Source organism: Pseudoalteromonas sp. SIMBA_162 (assembly GCF_046535955.1).
GTDB lineage: Bacteria > Pseudomonadota > Gammaproteobacteria > Enterobacterales > Alteromonadaceae > Pseudoalteromonas > Pseudoalteromonas marina.
Map to the genome: position 1 here is coordinate 158,068 of NZ_JAWJBQ010000006.1, position 17,757 is coordinate 175,824.

Annotated in this window: 20 protein-coding genes and 1 other RNA gene; 9 read left to right on the forward strand and 12 right to left on the reverse strand. The window is 40.3% G+C overall.

The window, feature by feature from the left end:
* The first annotated feature begins 67 nt into the window (after nt 1–67).
* Nucleotides 68–952, forward strand: a complete 885-nt coding sequence (locus R0J88_RS06530; protein WP_410899458.1) for a LysR family transcriptional regulator — start codon at nt 68–70, stop codon at nt 950–952.
* 7 nt (nt 953–959) lie between these two features.
* On the opposite strand, the gene R0J88_RS06535 is transcribed toward R0J88_RS06530, so the two are convergent.
* Nucleotides 960–1,913, reverse strand: a complete 954-nt coding sequence (locus tag R0J88_RS06535) for a YihY/virulence factor BrkB family protein (protein ID WP_008130339.1) — start codon at nt 1,911–1,913, stop codon at nt 960–962.
* 176 nt (nt 1,914–2,089) lie between these two features.
* Between R0J88_RS06535 and R0J88_RS06540 the strand changes: the two genes are divergently transcribed.
* Nucleotides 2,090–3,106, forward strand: a complete 1,017-nt coding sequence (locus R0J88_RS06540; protein ID WP_410899470.1) for a mechanosensitive ion channel family protein — start codon at nt 2,090–2,092, stop codon at nt 3,104–3,106.
* Between the two features lie 58 nt (nt 3,107–3,164).
* On the opposite strand, the gene rnpB is transcribed toward R0J88_RS06540, so the two are convergent.
* Nucleotides 3,165–3,528: RNase P RNA component class A (rnpB, locus tag R0J88_RS06545), an RNA gene on the reverse strand.
* Between the two features lie 41 nt (nt 3,529–3,569).
* Entirely contained in the window at nt 3,570–4,427 is an 858-nt protein-coding gene (rsmI, locus tag R0J88_RS06550) for a 16S rRNA (cytidine(1402)-2'-O)-methyltransferase (RefSeq protein WP_276754156.1), read from the reverse strand.
* Between the two features lie 61 nt (nt 4,428–4,488).
* On the opposite strand from rsmI, the gene R0J88_RS06555 reads away from it, so the two are divergent.
* The 4 genes from R0J88_RS06555 to dolP are packed head-to-tail and all read left to right on the forward strand — an operon-like array spanning nt 4,489 to nt 7,928.
* The gene (locus tag R0J88_RS06555) at nt 4,489–6,366 is read left to right on the forward strand and encodes a penicillin-binding protein activator (RefSeq protein WP_410899459.1); all 1,878 of its coding nucleotides are present in this window, start codon (nt 4,489–4,491) and stop codon (nt 6,364–6,366) included.
* Between the two features lie 9 nt (nt 6,367–6,375).
* Nucleotides 6,376–6,747, forward strand: coding sequence for a YraN family protein (locus tag R0J88_RS06560; RefSeq protein WP_006792124.1), 372 nt, complete (start codon nt 6,376–6,378; stop codon nt 6,745–6,747).
* 25 nt (nt 6,748–6,772) lie between these two features.
* Nucleotides 6,773–7,366, forward strand: a complete 594-nt coding sequence (locus tag R0J88_RS06565) for an SIS domain-containing protein (RefSeq protein ID WP_410899460.1) — start codon at nt 6,773–6,775, stop codon at nt 7,364–7,366.
* The gene (gene dolP / locus R0J88_RS06570; RefSeq protein WP_008130334.1) at nt 7,359–7,928 is read left to right on the forward strand and encodes a division/outer membrane stress-associated lipid-binding lipoprotein; all 570 of its coding nucleotides are present in this window, start codon (nt 7,359–7,361) and stop codon (nt 7,926–7,928) included. Before R0J88_RS06565 ends, dolP begins: the two co-directional genes overlap by 8 nt.
* A 61-nt stretch (nt 7,929–7,989) precedes the next feature.
* On the opposite strand, the gene R0J88_RS06575 is transcribed toward dolP, so the two are convergent.
* The 8 genes from R0J88_RS06575 to zapE form a co-directional block, all read right to left on the reverse strand.
* Nucleotides 7,990–8,424 (reverse strand): ClpXP protease specificity-enhancing factor, encoded by a 435-nt coding sequence (locus R0J88_RS06575; protein WP_006792121.1) that lies wholly within the window; start codon nt 8,422–8,424, stop codon nt 7,990–7,992.
* Nucleotides 8,424–9,050, reverse strand: coding sequence for a stringent starvation protein SspA (gene sspA, locus R0J88_RS06580; RefSeq protein WP_006792120.1), 627 nt, complete (start codon nt 9,048–9,050; stop codon nt 8,424–8,426). Before sspA ends, R0J88_RS06575 begins: the two co-directional genes overlap by 1 nt.
* A gap of 79 nt (nt 9,051–9,129) precedes the next feature.
* Complete coding sequence (locus tag R0J88_RS06585) at nt 9,130–9,873, reverse strand: cytochrome c1 (protein WP_006792119.1); 744 nt, start codon at nt 9,871–9,873, stop codon at nt 9,130–9,132.
* The gene (locus tag R0J88_RS06590) at nt 9,870–11,135 is read right to left on the reverse strand and encodes a cytochrome b (protein ID WP_006792118.1); all 1,266 of its coding nucleotides are present in this window, start codon (nt 11,133–11,135) and stop codon (nt 9,870–9,872) included. Before R0J88_RS06590 ends, R0J88_RS06585 begins: the two co-directional genes overlap by 4 nt.
* Complete coding sequence (gene petA, locus R0J88_RS06595) at nt 11,135–11,725, reverse strand: ubiquinol-cytochrome c reductase iron-sulfur subunit (protein ID WP_006792117.1); 591 nt, start codon at nt 11,723–11,725, stop codon at nt 11,135–11,137. Before petA ends, R0J88_RS06590 begins: the two co-directional genes overlap by 1 nt.
* 578 nt (nt 11,726–12,303) lie before the next feature.
* Entirely contained in the window at nt 12,304–12,696 is a 393-nt protein-coding gene (rpsI, locus tag R0J88_RS06600; RefSeq protein ID WP_086007041.1) for a 30S ribosomal protein S9, read from the reverse strand.
* Nucleotides 12,697–12,704: 8 nt separating this feature from the next.
* Nucleotides 12,705–13,133, reverse strand: coding sequence for a 50S ribosomal protein L13 (rplM, locus tag R0J88_RS06605; RefSeq protein ID WP_002957960.1), 429 nt, complete (start codon nt 13,131–13,133; stop codon nt 12,705–12,707).
* A 270-nt stretch (nt 13,134–13,403) separates the two neighbouring features.
* Nucleotides 13,404–14,492 (reverse strand): cell division protein ZapE, encoded by a 1,089-nt coding sequence (zapE, locus tag R0J88_RS06610; RefSeq protein ID WP_010555667.1) that lies wholly within the window; start codon nt 14,490–14,492, stop codon nt 13,404–13,406.
* 132 nt (nt 14,493–14,624) lie between these two features.
* Between zapE and R0J88_RS06615 the strand changes: the two genes are divergently transcribed.
* Both R0J88_RS06615 and R0J88_RS06620 read left to right on the forward strand, forming a co-directional pair.
* Nucleotides 14,625–15,068: a YhcB family protein gene (locus R0J88_RS06615; protein WP_006792113.1), complete on the forward strand. Its 444-nt coding sequence runs from the start codon at nt 14,625–14,627 to the stop codon at nt 15,066–15,068.
* 131 nt (nt 15,069–15,199) lie between these two features.
* Nucleotides 15,200–16,552, forward strand: coding sequence for a Do family serine endopeptidase (locus R0J88_RS06620; protein ID WP_008130320.1), 1,353 nt, complete (start codon nt 15,200–15,202; stop codon nt 16,550–16,552).
* Here the strand turns inward: R0J88_RS06620 and R0J88_RS06625 are convergent.
* Nucleotides 16,536–16,865: a hypothetical protein gene (locus R0J88_RS06625; RefSeq protein WP_248518738.1), complete on the reverse strand. Its 330-nt coding sequence runs from the start codon at nt 16,863–16,865 to the stop codon at nt 16,536–16,538. The genes R0J88_RS06620 and R0J88_RS06625 overlap by 17 nt on opposite strands.
* Here R0J88_RS06625 and R0J88_RS06630 point away from each other — a divergent pair.
* A complete protein-coding gene (locus R0J88_RS06630; protein WP_410899471.1) occupies nt 16,780–17,736 on the forward strand; it encodes a trypsin-like peptidase domain-containing protein in 957 nt (318 codons plus the stop codon). The two genes, R0J88_RS06625 and R0J88_RS06630, sit on opposite strands and share 86 nt — an antisense overlap.
* Nucleotides 17,737–17,757: the final 21 nt, after the last annotated feature.

Here is a 17,757-nt window from a genome sequence, read left to right on the forward strand (position 1 = left end):
TATGCAATTAAAAATGCGTCTATACGGTCAAGTCCAAGAAGCAAATAAATTTCTAACAGGATTTCAAATGGCAAAACCCACATTAGATCAATGGCGGATGTTTAAAGCCGTGGTAGAACATGGTGGTTTTGCTGGCGCCAGTGCCGCGGTATTTAAAAGCCAGTCAACGGTTCATCATGCAGTGCAAAAACTCGAAGCCGCTTTGCAAATAAAACTACTTGAGGTGAAAGGCCGTAAAGCGTTTTTAACGGAAAGTGGAAAACTTATATTACGACGTGCAGAGTTTTTAATTGAAGAAGCGAATAAAATAGAATCTGTTGCAAATACACTAAGTGAAGGAGTGGAAAGTACATTAAAAATAGCAGTTGATGAAGTATTCCCTCACCCTATTTTGTATCAAGCACTTGCTAAAACAAGTGAGCTTTATCCATTACTAAAAATCGATTTGATTGAAAGCGTGCTAACTGGCGCCAATGAATTACTTAACAATGCGGTGGTTGATTTAGCTATTTCATCAGTTCCTATTTATGGCATTAGTTGTAGCAAATTAACAGATGTTGAATTTATTGCCGTAGCACATAAAAATCACCCACTTAACCAACATGAAGAACAATTAAGCTTTCGAGATTTAAAACAACATCGACAAATTGTAGTGCGCGATTCTGCAACACACACTAACCAAGACGAAGGTTGGTTGGGCGCAGATATGCGCTGGACCGTTAGCCACTTACGTAATTCAATTGATATGGTGAGCCAAAATCTAGGTTACGCGTGGCTTCCGTTTGATCAAGTCACTCATCTTATTAATGATGATACACTCAAGGTACTAAACCTTGAGCAAGGCATTACGCGTCCTCTTAACTTATATTTAATGTGTAACGATGTTGATAGATTAGGCCCTGCAGCACAAGAATTTAAAGATCAACTTACAGCAATAATTGCAGCAGAGTAACGATTGATTAATCGTTTTTGATACCCAGGTGATCAGCAACATACGCGCCGCGTTCACCTAGCTCTTTCTCTGGTCCAATTGTGCTGTCTTTTGCCGTTTGCTGCTCTGTTTCTGCGTTAATAACGGCTCCCATGGTGACGATGTACGCGCTTATATATAACCACATTAGCATGATGACCACCCCACCCAAGGATCCATAAGTTTCGTTATAACTTGAAAAGCGCGATACATAAAATGAAAAGCCAATAGATGCTATAATCCAAAATACGGTTGCAATAGCAGAGCCGAGCGTTATCCAACGCCATTTAGCCGCTTTTCTATGCGGTGCGTAACGATATAAAAGCACCAATGCAAAGTTAAACGTAAGGGCTAGTATTGGCCACGACACGACCTTAATTAACAAATCAATACTGTCTTTGAGACCTACTAAATTTAGTACTATAGGCAAAATACCTATAATCAACAGCGCAAAAATAGCGACTAAAATAGCACCTACCGAAAACATAAAACGAACAAACTGCGCCCTCAAGAAAGAACGTTTTTCATATTCATGATAACTTATGTTGCAGGCTGTAATTAATGCTTGGCTTCCCTTAGAGCTACTCCAAATAGTGAGTAATAACGTGCCTAACGCCCCTAAAGTTAGCCGCGCCTGAGAGCTTTGCGTGAGCTCTGAAATTTGCGATAAAATCAGTTCACGCGAACTATTTGGTATTAAGGTTGTAAACTGCCTTAGGTGCTCACTGATCTCTGCAGGTGAAGCAAAATAAGCGTATATAGAAACCAAAGCAGCAATAGCTGGGAAAATAGCAAGTAACGCATAAAATGCCACTCCGGCAGAAACCAAAGATAAATTGTCTTTGCTCATGCGCGCAAAAATACGCTTAGCAATATCCCACCAGCCCTTAATTGGAATATGTGCTGGTTGCTCTGCATGTTGACCTCTTTTTGGCTTTTTCATACTTAATCTCACTATAATTAGTACTTTAATGAAGCAAAATAACTGCCAACTTAAAAAAAGTGTTTGGTATTAAACTTGCTGTTAAAGTAAAAGTAACTAAACACGGAAGAAACCCAATGCCTACAATAGCATCAGACGTACCATCAGCTGCCAGTACCCCCTCATTGAACCCCGTAATGGAAGGAAATGTGTTTTCGTGGCAATTTTTTTATGACCAAAGCATGCAATTAGTTCACGCTACAGCGCAAATATTACCCACCTTGTTGTTAGGTTTACTCTTACTCGCTATCAGCTATTTTACAGCAGGCCCTCTTTCACGCATGCTCATAAAACCTATCAATTTAGTAACCGATAGTAAGCTAGTTTTGCTGGTTGTAAGGCGCGGAATTAGCACTTTAGTCATTTTATTAGGCCTGTATCTGTTTTTACGTTTAGCAGGGCTTACTGAATTTGCGGTAGCCATAATGAGTGGGACCGGTTTAATAGGCTTAATATTAGGCTTTGCTTTTAGAGACATCGCAGAAAATTTTATAGCAAGCTTACTTTTAAGTGTACAACGCCCGTTTAAAATAGACGATGTAATTGAAGTAGATGGACGTTTAGGCGTTATAAAAAAAGTGACGGCTCGTGCCACAACGCTTGTTGATTACGATGGTAATCACATTCAAATCCCTAATGCTACGGTGTATAAAAATACCATCAAAAATTTAACTGCCAACCCCAAAATGCGCGGTAAAGTGGAAATAGGTATAGGCTACGATAACGACATACGCAGCGCGCAAACGCTTGCTCTAAATATAGCAAACAAACAAACGGCCGTATTAAACGATCCCCCAGCACAAGTACTTATAAAAAATTTAGGCTCATCAACAATAAACTTTATTTTATATTTTTGGGTTAATAGCGAGCAGCATAGTCCACTTAAAGTAAGCTCTCAGCTTATGCGTGAACTAGTTAATGAATTTACTGAGCAAAATATAAGTATGCCGGATGATGCTAGAGAACGAATTTTATTAAATGCCTCTGGCGAGGATTTTTCAAGCTCAGCAATAAAAGAGCGTTTAAATGAAAAGAAACCACCGGAAACCCACGAGCAAACCCAAACACTTAACGATGTAAGCAGTGATACTGACGAAATACGCGAACAAGCAGAGCAGTCAAGGGATCCTGAACAAGGAAAGAATATTATTTAAGTTAATAAAATTTAGATGCAAAAAAGCCCGCAGCGTTAACTGCGGGCTTTTTATTGAATGAGTGAGTCAGCCTATAAGCCGGGTTTTGTCCTTTCCGAAGAAAGTGATAATCATTCGTCTAGGCCATAAATCGCTCTATGGCTCAAGCAACCTACCCGGTTCCAACGTGGGCCACGCCATAAGGAACCCTATTTGGTCTTGCTCCGAGTGGAGTTTACCTTGCAACCGACTATTACTAGCGGCCCGGTGCGCTCTTACCGCACCCTTTCACCCTTACCAACCGAAGTTGGCGGTCTTCTCTCTGCTGCACTTGTCGTGGGCTCACGCCCCCCAGCCGTTAGCTGGCACTCTGCCCTGTGGAGCCCGGACTTTCCTCCCCCTGATCATTTTCGTCACAGGCAGCGATTATCTTGGCTGACTCGGCGCGCATTATACATGACGCTAAAGCCAAGCGCAGTAATATTTACTCTTTTTCTTCAATAATTGTTTTGTATAGTGCATTTTTTTTCATGCCAAAGTACTCAGCTACAACACCGCACGCTTTTTTCATTGGCATTTCTTTTTCAAGTAGAGCCAACATTTTACGAGCCTCTGGTGGAATGTCGTCTACCACCTTAGGTTTGCCCGGCAGCATGAGAACTATTTCGCCGCGTTGCTTAGTGGGATCATCTGTTAAAAACTGCTTTAGCTCACTCACTGAGCCATTAAAAAAAGTTTCGAACGTTTTAGTTAGCTCTTTGGCAAATACGACCTGCTGCTCACTGCCAAGCGCAGTTTCTAAATCGTCTAGGCTTGCCATAATACGGTGTGTGCTTTCGTACATTATACTGGTAATACTTGAGTTAATCGCATCAATAAAAAAATCTTGGCGAGCCTTACTTTTAGCCGGTGTAAAACCAATAAACTGAAAGCGGTCGGTAGGCAGCCCTGAACAACACACCGCGGTTATAGCAGCGCACGCACCTGGTACTGGGGTTACGCTTGCCCCTTGCTCACGACATAAGTTTACAACCGCATATCCAGGGTCACTAATGAGTGGCGTGCCTGCATCCGATACTAAAGCAATATTTAATCCTTGATTAAGCTGATCGATAATTTGCTGTGCTTTTTGTTTTTCGTTGTGATCATGTAATGCAAATGTTTTTGCCTTAATACCAAAATGGCTAAGGAGCTTACCTGTATGGCGAGTGTCTTCAGCAGCGATTAAGTCAACCTGCGATAATGTCGCGATAGCACGCTGACTTAAGTCGTCATAATTGCCAATTGGGGTGGCAACAACGTAAAGAGTGCCAATTTTATGTGAATTCTCCTCATTTAACATTGAGGTCTCCTGCGTCAGTCAGTAATATAAGCAAATCGCGTTAACCTATTGGGAAATCATTGTGCGACTTAAACTAGTTGGTCTATTAATTATATTGTCAGGGTTATCGGCGTGTAGCACAACCGAAAAACCAATTAAAAAAAGCGATAACTTCAGCAGCAGTGCTAATGCGCTAAAAAATCAAGCGACTAATGCTCAATCTATCTATCAATTGGCCGTAAATCGCGAAGGTGCAGATAAAATACAATTATTGTATAGCGCACGTGATGCTGCTATTTCTGAGAAGAACTGGCCATTATTAGAGCAAATTGGTAGCGACCTAGAGTTAACAGCGAGTGTTGATCAAACTCAAAATCGCCTTTATATTGCATACGCGCAAAAGCAACAAAATAAAAATGACCAGTCTTTGATTATTTTACAATCGTTAGATGGTCAACTGACACAACCTGAACACTTTGCATGGCATCAGTTTTTAACAGCCAGTATTTACGCCTCACAAAACTTCCCTAAAAAAGCGGCTCCCTATTTTTTTAGAGCATCAGAAACATCTACAAAAAATAATATTGATATACCACAACTCGACCAACAATTATGGGATAACCTAAAACAGCTTTCTTCTTATGCGCTGGAGCGTTTTAACCGTGGCTCAGTTATCCAGCAAGGCTGGGTAAATCTTGCTTTATACCATCAAGTATATGCAGGTAGCGGTGTAGAGTTAGATCAAGCAATAAATAATTGGCGACGCCGTTACGTGGGGCACCCTGCTGGAGCCGTGTTACCTAAACAAGATGAAAACTTTGTTGAATTAGCACCTTTGAACATTGACCGCTTAGTTTTGTTATTCCCTCAATCAGGTCCTAACGAACGCCTAGGTGATGCTTTAAAAGCAGGAGCTTTAGCCGCATTAGATAAACAAAATATTAATGAAGCTATTTTTATTGATGAAAATTTAAGTACTGCAGACATTGCAGCAAAACTTGACCAAATTAACCCTGACTTTGTAGTTGGGCCACTACTTAAAGCGAACATAGATAAGCTTACGGCAGCTGAAACGCTTATTAATATTCCTACGTTGCATTTAAATACATTCGATGGAGACACTATTTCGCTCCAACACTACTATTTTGCCCTAAACCCAGAGCACGAAGTTGAACAAGCTTTAGAGCATTTTCTAGCTATGGGGTATCAAAAACCCATGCTACTCGCTCCAGAAAATACGAATGGCCACCGCTTAGTTGATTTTTTTAATCAGCAATGGCAACGCTACAGCGAGACTAAACCTCAAATTGGTTTTTATGAAAACAATCAAGACATGCCAAAAACGATTAGTAGCTTATTAGAAGTTGATCAATCTAAAGAGCGTATAAAAACAATAAAAGCCTTATTTAAGCAAGAAGTTGAAAGTGAAACACGCTCACGCAGTGATATTGATGTAATTTATATTTTAGGTGATGCAATAGAAACACGCTTAATTAAGCCCTACCTTGATGTAAATGTGAGTACATTCTCAGAGCGAATTCCGCTGTATGCGAGCTCAAAAAGTCACAGTAAGCAAATTGACTCAACCGACAAAGGCGATTTAGACGGCCTGTATTTCACAGAACTACCTTGGATGCTTAACTCACAAATCACACAACATAACTTACGTGAGCAGTATAATTTACTTTGGCCCGAGCAAGCCGATATTAGCCAGCGCTTATTCGCCATGGCATACGATGCTGTACTCGTTATTAACGACATTAGGCAGTTGAGCTTAATGCCTGGCAATCAATTTAGCGGTTTGAGCGGTAAGTTATCGGTTAATAGTAATGGACACCTTCAACGCGTACTTGATTGGGCTCAATATACTAATCGCCAAATTAAGTCTGTGCAGTTAAAAACACAACGCCCTGTGCCCTTATTTATGCAGTCGGCTAGCGGTGTAAAAACGATAAATTAAGGGGGCGGCATGTCGTGGTTTAAAGAGCTGTGGCAAAATAGTCGTGAAAAAGGTCAGTACTACGAACTACAAGCGCAAAAATACCTAGTAGCGCAAGGTTTAAAGCCTATAGAGCGTAATTATTACTGCCCCTTTGGTGAGCTCGATATTATTATGAAAGAGGGTAACACCCTTGTTTTTGTGGAAGTGAAGTTTCGCAAAAACAATGCTCGAGGTGGTGCAAATTATGCGCTCAGCGCTCAAAAACAAGCACGGCTTAAACGTAGTATTCATCATTACTTAGCAGCTAAAAACTTAACAAATCAGGCATTAAGAATTGACTATGTAGCCATAACCGGAGAATCATCTCCTACATATAATTGGCTTAAAAACGTATTTTAAAAATACTAAAAAGAATTGGTAGGCTATGCAAGACACGATAAAAGAAATTTTCACAGAAAGTATTCAAGTTCAAATAGCCGCTGGAGAGGTCCTTCCCAGTGCGCTTGAATCGGCCGCGTTCACAATTGCACAAAGCCTTATTAACGGTAATAAGTTAATTTGTTGCGGGACAGCTAACTGTCATATGCTTGCGCAACATATAGCGGGTATATTGGTCAATCACTACGAAACAGAGCGTCCTTGCTTGCCTGCTATTGCTTTGTCACAAGGAAATATAAATCTTGGACAAAACAATCACAGTGATGATCACGATACATTTGCCCGTCAAATCCGTGCATTCGCTCAGCAAGGTGACTTACTATTGGTATTAGCAATTAATGGCAATGAAAAGCAGGTAATTTCAGCCGTTGAAGCTGCACTTACACGCGATATGAAGGTCATTGTAATGGTCGGTGACGATGGCGGTGAATTAGTAGGTTTACTTGGCCCTAATGATGTTGAAATAAGAACACCGTCTAAACGTCCAAGCCGTATTATAGAGTCGCATTTAACTAACTTACATTGTTTAAGTGAACTTATAGATTTAACGCTTTTCCCGCAGGATGAAAATTATGTTTAAACGCTCCCTTATTATTTTAGGTACCGTTGTATTATTACAAGGCTGTGCTGCAGCTGTTGTAGCCGGCACTGCCAGTGCAGTAACCGCTGCAAACGACCGTCGCACTATAGGCTCTCAAATCGATGATAACAATATAGAAATTAAAGCTAGCATTGCTATTAGTGAAGTTGAACGCCTAGAAAAGTCTGCTCGAGTTAACGCTATAAGTGTCAATGGTATTGTTTTGCTTGTTGGTCAAGTTGCTAATCAGGAAATGAAAAACGAAGCACAAATAACCGTAGAAGCGATTGCCGGTATTCGTAAAATTCATAACCAACTTCGTATTGGCTCAAATATTGGTATAACAACTCAAACTCATGATTCGTGGCTTACCTCAAAGGTAAAAGCACAGTTACTAGCAGCTAAAGATATTAGTAGCAATAACATTAAAGTGGTTACAGAAAACGCTGAGGTTTATTTGATGGGCTTGGTGTCTCAAGATGAAGCTAATCGTGCAGTTGATATTGCACGCAATGTGTCGGGCGTTGAGCGAGTAGTAAAGGTATTTGAATATATTAATTAAAAGCCACTAAATTACAGCGATAAAAAAACCGCTTTTAAGCGGTTTTTTTGTAATCTACATATTATTTTATAACACGTAAATGTGAGCCTTTTTTCTTTTCAGGTTTTTCTGGCGGTGTTTCATCTATATACTCAGATGAATCAACACTTTCTAGCCCTGTATCAAACTCGTCTTCGTCCTCTACAAACTCGTCTGCAGTGAAGACTGTACCTTCGCCATTCTCACGGGCGTAAATTGCAAGCACAGCACCTAAAGGTACATAAACTTGCATTGGCTGACCGCCAAAACGCGCGTTAAAACTAAGTTGGGTTAGGTCTAACGAAAACTGTGTTACTGCTGATGGGCTAATGTTAAGCACAATTTGTCCATCTTGCACAAATTGTGTAGGCACTTGCACATTCGCAAAACCAGCGTCCACCACAATATGTGGCGTACATTCGTTATCGACTATCCAATCAAAAAAAGCACGTAATAAATAAGGACGATTAGGCGTCATTATAAACGGATCTCACGCTCAGCTTCAGTTAAAGAGGCTTGGAATGATTCACGTTCGAATAAACGGATCATGTACTCTTTCATCTCTTTAGAGCCTGCACCATTAAGCTCAATACCAAACTCAGGTAAACGCCATAGTAGTGGTGCTAAGTAACAATCTACTAAGCTAAACTCTTCACTCATAAAGTAAGGAGCTTCGCTAAAGATAGGAGCTACTGCAAGTAATGCCTCAGTTAACTCTTTACGAGCTTGTGCTGCATCTGATGTGTTATTGCTGATTTTAGCAGCTAAGCTGTACCAATCAGTATCAATGCGGTGCATCATTAAACGGCTACGACCACGCATTACCGGGTAAACAGGCATTAGTGGAGGATGAGGGAAACGTTCATCAAGGTATTCCATGATGATATTTGCCTGATATAAACCAAGCTCACGGTCAATCAGTGTTGGCACTGTACCGTAAGGGTTAATTTCGTGAAGTGCTTCTGGCAGATTATCCTTTTCAGCCAAATGAATATCTACACTTACACCTTTTTCTGCAAGTACGATACGTACTTGATGGCTATACATACAGTTAGCCCCAGAGAAAAGGGTCATTACAGGGCGCTTATTGGCAGCTACGGCCATGCCTACCTCCATTAAATAACTAAAACAGCAATAGGGGCTTAAGCCCCTATTGCAAAATTACCTTTAAATATGTTCAAACTTAATGAACATCTCTCCAGTATTCTTTCTTAAGCATAAATGCCAAGATAAACAGGATAACTAAGAACCCAATTACCTTAATACCTAGCGCTTCCGATTCAAGTCGAGTAGGTTCACCTACGTACTCTAGGAAATTCGTTAAATCACGAACAGCTTGGTCATACTCATCTACACTCATCTCGCCTGAGCCATCTGTTTCAGTACCTGTGATATGTACAGTTGTTACACCGTCAACAGTTACTTCTTCAGTTATAGGAGTAGGAACACCCTGAAGTTCTTGTAGAACATGTGGCATACCTACTGATGGAAATAACGTATTATTTACACCAAACGGACGAGACTCATCTTTATAAAATGATTTCAAGTACGTGTAAATCCAGTCACTTCCACGTACACGTGCAACATTAGTTAAATCCGGCGGAGCCGCACCAAACCATTTTGCTGCATCATCTTTAGCCATTGAGTTCTTAATATGGCTACCTACTTTTGAACCATCAAAAATAAGCTGCTCTTGGCCAACTTCCGTTGGAATACCAATATCACGGAAAGTACGTTCATAACGCTGATACTGCATTTGGTGACAACCAAGACAGTAGTTCATGAACAACTTAGCGCCGCGCTGCAAAGATGGCTGATCAGATATATCGTTACCCGCGTCCATTAGTGGAACTGACGGGCCTGCCGCCATTGCAGGTAACATATTTACTGATAAAGCGAATAAACCAATTATTAGTTTTTTCATCATTTCGTTAACCTCTCAGGCAATGGCTTAGTTTTTTCATTCTTACTGTAAACAAATAACAGTACGAAGAACATAAAGTAAGTCACAGTACAAACTTGCGAAACAATTGTTTTAAAGTCAGTTTGCGGTGTAGCACCAACCCAACCTAAAAGAACAAAAGTAACAACAAAGCCTGCAATGTTCCATTTGTGGAAACCACAACGGTAACGAACAGAGCGAACTGAACCACGGTCAATCCAAGGTAATAACGCAAGTACTACAATTGACGCACCCATTGCTGCAACACCCATTAATTTATCAGGGATTGCGCGCAAGATTGCGTAGAATGGCGTGAAGTACCAAACAGGGAATATATGTTCCGGTGTCTTAAGTGGGTTTGCCGCTTCAAAGTTTGGCGCCTCTAAAAAGAAACCACCCATAGCAGGCATAAAGAACACAACCCAACAGAACAAGATTAAGAAACCAACCACGCCCACAATATCTTTTACTGTGTAATAAGGGTGGAACGGAATCGCATCAATAATGTCTTTTTTATCAGTGTAGTATTCATGGAACTTAAATTTAGGCTTATCTTCTTCAGGAACAGTGCCTTTTTTACGTTTGTTATCAATACCATCTGGGTTATTAGAACCCACTTCGTGTAGTGCAACAATGTGTAAAAATACTAAGATAACAATAACCAATGGCAGTGCAATTACGTGTAATGCAAAGAAGCGGTTAAGCGTTGCACCAGAAATTACGTAGTCACCACGGATCCAAAGTGTAAGGTCATCACCAATAACAGGAATAGCCCCGAATAATGAAATGATTACCTGTGCACCCCAGAACGACATTTGGCCCCATGGTAATAAGTAACCCATGAATGCTTCAGCCATTAGGGCTAAGAAAATAAACATACCAAACAACCACAGTAACTCACGTGGTTTTTGGTAAGAACCGTAGATCATGCCACGGAACATATGCAGGTATACAACAATGAAGAATGCTGATGCACCGGTTGAATGCAGATAGCGCAGTAACCAGCCATAATCTACATCACGCATGATATATTCTATTGATGCAAATGCACCTTCAGCAGACGGTACGTAGTTCATTGTTAGCCAAATACCGGTCAGTATTTGGTTAACTAGTACTAACATTGCTAATGAGCCAAAGAAGTACCAAAAGTTAAAGTTTTTAGGTGCTGGATACTGTGCAATATGCATGTTCCAAACACGTGTCATTGGGATTCTGTCGTCAATCCAACCAATAATCTTACCAAACATTAGGCCACCCCTTGTTCTTCGCCCACTAAAATAGTGGTTTCATCAAGAAAAGTATATGGTGGAATTTCTAAGTTTAATGGTGCTGGAACCGATTGAAAAACACGGCCAGCCATATCAAATTTAGAACCGTGACATGGACAATAAAAACCATCATCAGTCCCTTCCACTTTTTCACCAAAGCCACCTTGTAAAAAGCTAGGTGAACATCCTAAATGCGTACAAATACCTACAGCGACAAAAATCTCTGGACGTAATGAACGGTAGTCATTTGTTGATGATTCTAATTGTTGTGGCTCTTGCGATTGCGGATCACGAAGTTGACCTTCATGTTCTTTCATTTGCTCAAGCATTTTTGGGGTTCGTGATACAACCCATACAGGTTTACCACGCCACTCGACACGTATTAATTGTCCTGGCTCAAGTTTGCTTATATCTACTTCTACAGGCGCACCCGCAGATTTAGCTCGCTCACTTGGATTCCAAGACGCAATAAAAGGAACAGCAGCCCCAGCCGCACCAACACCACCAACAACAGAGGTAGCTATGGTTAAAAAGCGACGTCGGCCATTGTCTACAGGCGCATTGCTCATCCACTTATCTCCACTTACGATTCTCAACACTTGCTATATTGAGAACATCAGTTACAGCAGGTTAATTATTCGAAATTTTTAAAATAGAAATGATAATAATTAAAACCCTTGTTTAAAACAAGGTTATTAACAACTCAGGTCTTGAAAAATATTAATTTCACCAATGGTTTGATTAAGCTAGTTCGAGCACGAGCCGAAAAGTAATAATATCACTTCTGTAAAAACGATGTAGTGACCAAGATCAACTCCACTAAGCGGAAGTTTTAAGACTACACATAGTGTTATAAAACTTGATCGTTTTACTTCCACGCCAATTGTAGCAAAAAATTCCATCAATTAACTGATGGATTTAAACTAATTACGATAATTATTTAACTTTTTTGCACCTATCTGGCTATTTACTTCCTTTCGTTCAATTAATACGCCGTTATTACACTGTGTGATCATCATAAACAGTAATTTGCAATTACAGCTTAGGCTAACAATTTTTTAAAGCTCAAAGGAATCAGAAGAAAGTTATCGCCAATAACAAAAAACCCAGCATAAGCTGGGTTTTTGAATTCTTGATAACGTATAGATTAACGTTTTGAGAACTGTGGACGCTTACGCGCTTTCTTAAGACCCACTTTCTTACGTTCAACTTTACGTGCATCACGAGTAACGAAACCTGCTTTACGAAGTTGTGGACGAAGTGACTCGTCAAACTCCATAAGTGCACGAGTGATACCGTGACGGATAGCACCAGCTTGACCAGTTGTACCACCACCAGAAACGGTGATGAAAAGGTCAAATTTTTCAGTCATATCAACAAGCTCAAGAGCTTGATGAACAACCATGCGTGCTGTTTCGCGACCAAAGTACTCTTCTAAAGAGCGCTTGTTGATTACGATGTTACCAGTGCCTGGGCGTAAGAATACGCGAGCACTTGAACTTTTACGACGACCTGTACCGTAGTATTGATTTGCCATGATAGTGCTCCTTAAATGTCTAGAACCTGAGGCTGTTGTGCAGCATGGTTATGCTCAGTACCTGCGTAAACTTTAAGTTTACGGTACATAGCGCGGCCTAAAGGACCACGTGGCAACATGCCTTTAACTGCTTTTTCGATGATCATTTCAGGCTTTGCAGCTTGAAGTTTATCAAAAGTAGTAGACTTAAGGCCACCTGGAAAACCAGAGTGAGCGTAGTACACTTTATCTTTGAATTTGTTACCAGTTACAGTAACTTTCTCAGCGTTGATAACGATGATGTAATCACCAGTATCTACGTGTGGAGTGTATTCAGCTTTGTGCTTACCGCGTAGGCGATGAGCGATTTCAGTAGCGATGCGACCTAAAGTTTTACCTTCAGCGTCAACTACGTACCAGTCACGTTTTACTGTTTCTGGTTTAGCAACAAACGTTTTCATTTATAAAAATCCAATGTTTTTCAATTAAAACCACAAGTAGTTAATATTAACTACTGCTCTAAGTTTGCTATAACCCCTTCGAGTTTTAGACTTTTGCGCCGCTCATTAGTGGCTAAACTATATGAAGGCATAGAACGCAACGTGGCAGACGCGGGAGTATACCAGCACTTAAATCACATTGCTACCGATCGGTTGTTTTTCCCACAAGAAAATTATCGCTATTTAAAAATAAGTGTTGAGAGCGCAAAACGACCGGCATTCTAATTTTTATTAAGCTAAATGTTCTCTTGCCAAATACTCTAACGACTGCATTTCTTGTAAACGGCTTATGCAGCGTTTAAATTCAAAATTTAAGTTACCTTGGGTGTAAAGTTCGGTAATCGGTTTTTCTGCTGAAATAATTAGCGTCACGTGGCGTTCGTAAAATTCATCTACTAGAGCAATGAAGCGCCTTGCTGCATCATCATTACTTTGGCCAAGCTGTTTTACATTAGAAATAATTACCGTGTTATATAAACGGCTAATTTCCATATAATCAACTTGGCTACGTGCAGTCTCACACAATTCACTAAATTCGAATAGCACGACACTTTGAGCTACTTTGCGCGTTTTTATTAAGCGCCCTTCTATTTCTATAGATTGATCGAGTTGACCCGGTTCAGCAGACAACTTATCAAAATATTCAAATAGATTTTTATCCGCTTGTTCATCAAGCGGGCTGTGAAAAATCTCAGCTTGTTCTAAGGTTCTCAGTCGATAGTCAATACCCGAATCTACATTCACTATTTCAGTATTGAGTTTTACCAGTTCAATGGCAGGCATAAAACGAGCCCGCTGTAGGCCATTTCTATATAAATCGTCAGGCACAATATTAGAGGTAGCGACTAAAACAATTCCACGAGCAAAAAGCGCTTCCATTAAACCACCCAGTAACATGGCATCCGTTATGTCTTGCACAAAGAATTCATCAAAACAAATGATGTCTGTTTCTGATTTAAATATATCCGCTACTTTTTCCAGTGGATTGGTCGTATTATTTAGTTTTTTTAATTCGTCATGCACACGGTGCATGAAACGGTGAAAATGCACGCGCATTTTTCGATCACTTGGCAAAGCCTCGTAAAAAGTATCAACTAAATACGTTTTTCCACGTCCAACTCCGCCCCAAAAATACAAGCCTTTTATAGGTTCTGGTTCATTTTTACCAAATAAATTAGCGAAAAAACCTGTTGATTTTGGTTTTGCTTGCGTGAGGTCATCGTATAAACGTTGCAAGTGGCGCACAGCATTTTCTTGTGCTGCGTCGTGTACAAAGTCATCTCGTTTTAAATCTTGTTGATATGTTTGCCAAGGAGTCATATGTATTTTCAGTCAAAACGCAGTTTAATTTGTAAAGCATATTAACACGCATCATAACTCGGGGTATATTACACTTAATATGATTTATAAATGAATCAGCATTCTTTCGTTATTTTCCCAAAGGGGTAGTTTATGGGCACAGTTATATGGGTAGGTTTAATCGTTATTGTTGCGGTTATAGCATTTTTTATTGGTGCATTTGTTACTAAAAAACAGTTCAAACAAGATGAGTTAAAAGAGCAAGCGGAACAAGCGCAAAGCGAACTTGAGCAATACCGCCAAGACGTAGCTGACCATTTAGCAAGCACCAGCAAGCTTGTAAATAAAATGAAAGATAACTACAACCAGCTCTTGAGTCATGTAGAAGAAACTAATCAATTACTGTTAGAAGATAGAAATAAAGAACCAGCAGCCCCTTACTTTTCAAAAGAAACAACAGAGCAATTACAAGCATCTTTAAAAGAGCGTCGTTCTGATCGCTCTTCAGCAGAGGCGCAACCGGCAGACTTTGTGTCAGGTGAGTCTGGTTTATTTGCTGGTGAAAATAAAGTACAGGAACGCTCTAAAGCATCTTGATGAACTTTTTTTTGACCCCATAGTCTTTAGATATAACAGCTTTGTTGTTTTATCTTACTAACAAACTAAAAAAGGCTGCTTATGCAGCCTTTTTTAATTTTTGTTTTTCCTAAGTGGAGTAAACCTTGACTATGAAAATGAAATTATCACTTATCAGTGCTGCTATTTTATCTACAAGCTTATTAATGAGCCCGGTAGCGTCTTACGCAAAGTTACCAATAGCAGTTAACGGGCAACAGCTACCTACTCTTGCACCTATGCTTGAACAAATTTCCCCAGGTGTTGTGAGTATTCAGGTTTCGGGCTCTAAAGAGGTTCGCCGCCGCGCCGATCCACTTGAGTTCTTTTTTGGCCAGCAACAACCTCGCAGCCAAAAGCGCCAATTTAGTGGTTTGGGTTCAGGTGTGATTATCGATGCAGATGAAGGTTATGTGGTTACTAATAATCACGTGATCCAAGATGCTGAAAAAATGATCGTTACACTCGAAGATGGACGTGAATTTGAAGCTACTAAAATTGGTACAGATAAAGAGTCTGACATTGCACTACTACAAATAGACGCTGATGACCTGACAGAAATCAAACTTGCTAACTCAGACCAATTACGAGTCGGTGATTTTGCAGTTGCTATAGGCAACCCGTTTGGTTTAAGCCACACCGTCACCTCAGGCATTGTTAGTGCCCTTGGACGCAGTGGTTTAAACATCGAAGGTTACGAAGATTTCATTCAAACAGACGCCGCAATTAACCAAGGTAATTCTGGCGGTGCTTTAGTGAATTTAAATGGAGAACTAATTGGCATTAACACCGCTATTTTAGGTGCATCTGGTGGTAACGTTGGAATTGGTTTTGCTATTCCTTCTAACATGATGAAAAACTTGGTTGATCAGATTATTGAGCATGGTGAAGTACGCCGTGGCTCGCTAGGCATATCGGGTCGTCCACTTGATGCGGGCTTAGCCAAAGCACAACAGCTTGATGTTAAACAAGGTGCTTATGTAATGCAGGTAATGGATGATACTGCTGCTAGTAAAGCAGGCATAAAAGCCGGGGATGTTATTGTAAGCATCAATGGCAGCGATATAAGCGGCTTCCATGAACTGCGCAGTAAAATTGCTACATTAGGTGAAGGCAGAGAAATAAAGCTCAGTATTTACCGAGATGGAAAAATAAAAACGCTCAAAGTTACACTCGACGGCGCGTCTGGTGTTAAAGCGGTTGGCGAAGAACTGCACCCCGCATTTCAAGGGGCTGAATTAGAAAATGTTCAGAAAAATAACGCAAAGGGGATTGAAATTACCTCTGTCGATCCTCGCTCTCCTTCTGCACGGGTAGGCCTAGAAGAAGGTGACATGATAGTTCAAGTGAACCGCCAACGTGTTGAGACAATTCGCGATATGAATAAAATCATCGAAAATACGAAAGGTAATATTGTACTAGGCGTTAAACGTGGACGTGAGTCTATATTTATCCTAATTCAGTAATTAATCGCAGTATATGTGTAATAAAAATAACAGTGGCACTTGCCGCTGTTATTTTTTTTGTGCCATCATAAAGGGATTGCTCCTTTAATAATAAGAAACTTGTGCTGAAATTCATTAAATTTGTCCTCCCTCCTCTATTTGCAGGTCTCAGTATTGCTTTTTTGGTGGTTTTTTTCAGCCCAAATATGAGAGCAGCGCTGCTGCCTAATGTTCCTATCCCTAGTGCAATGAGTGCAAGCCACTTAAGCTTTTCTGATGCAGTAAAGCGCGCAGCCCCGTCAGTCGTTACGATTTTTTCTGAAAGTATTTCCAAGGAGCCCCGCTACAAAAGAAAAAACACCGTTCAGGAGTTAGGCTCAGGCGTTATTATGTCGCCAGATGGCTATATACTTACTAATTATCATGTTGTTAATAATGCTGATGTAATTATGGTGATTTTAACTGACGGCCGACGTTTTTTTGATGTGCAGCTTATAGGCTTTGATACAATTACAGATCTAGCACTACTTAAAATAAATGCAGAACACCTTCCTGTTATACCCGTAAACGATGACTATACGACTAGCGTGGGAGATGTTGTATTAGCTATTGGCAACCCACTTAATCTAGGACAAACAATCACACAAGGGATTATTAGTGCCACAGGTAAACAAAAAATCACCGATAGCCCGTTTAATAACCTACTGCAAATGGATGCAGCAATTAATGTAGGAAATTCTGGAGGTGCACTCGTTAATTCAAATGGTGATTTAGTGGGTATTACTTCGGCGCAATTTAAAACCCGCGAAAACTTAAACATCCAAGGCATCTTTTTTGCTGTCCCCTACACCCTAGCTAAGGAAGTAATGGCTAAGCTAATTCGCCATGGCCGTGTAGTGCGTGGTTACTTAGGGTTTGAAGGCACAGCTGTAGACAGTACAGGCAAAGAGGTTAATGACAACTTAACCCCTGTGAGCGGCATGCGTATTACAAATTTAGATCCATTAGGGCCTGCGTGGCAAGCTGGCATTGAAGAACAAGATATTGTAATAAAAATTGCAGGGCTTTCAGTGGCTAATCCACAAAAGGTACTCGAAAAAATTGGCAATACTGAACCAGGTAAAGAAATAGAGTTTGAATTGTATAGAGATGGGAAAATCGAAAAAATAATGGTTACTGTGGCTGAGCTTGAAACCAAACTCTAAATAAAGAAAGGTCGGTGTAAT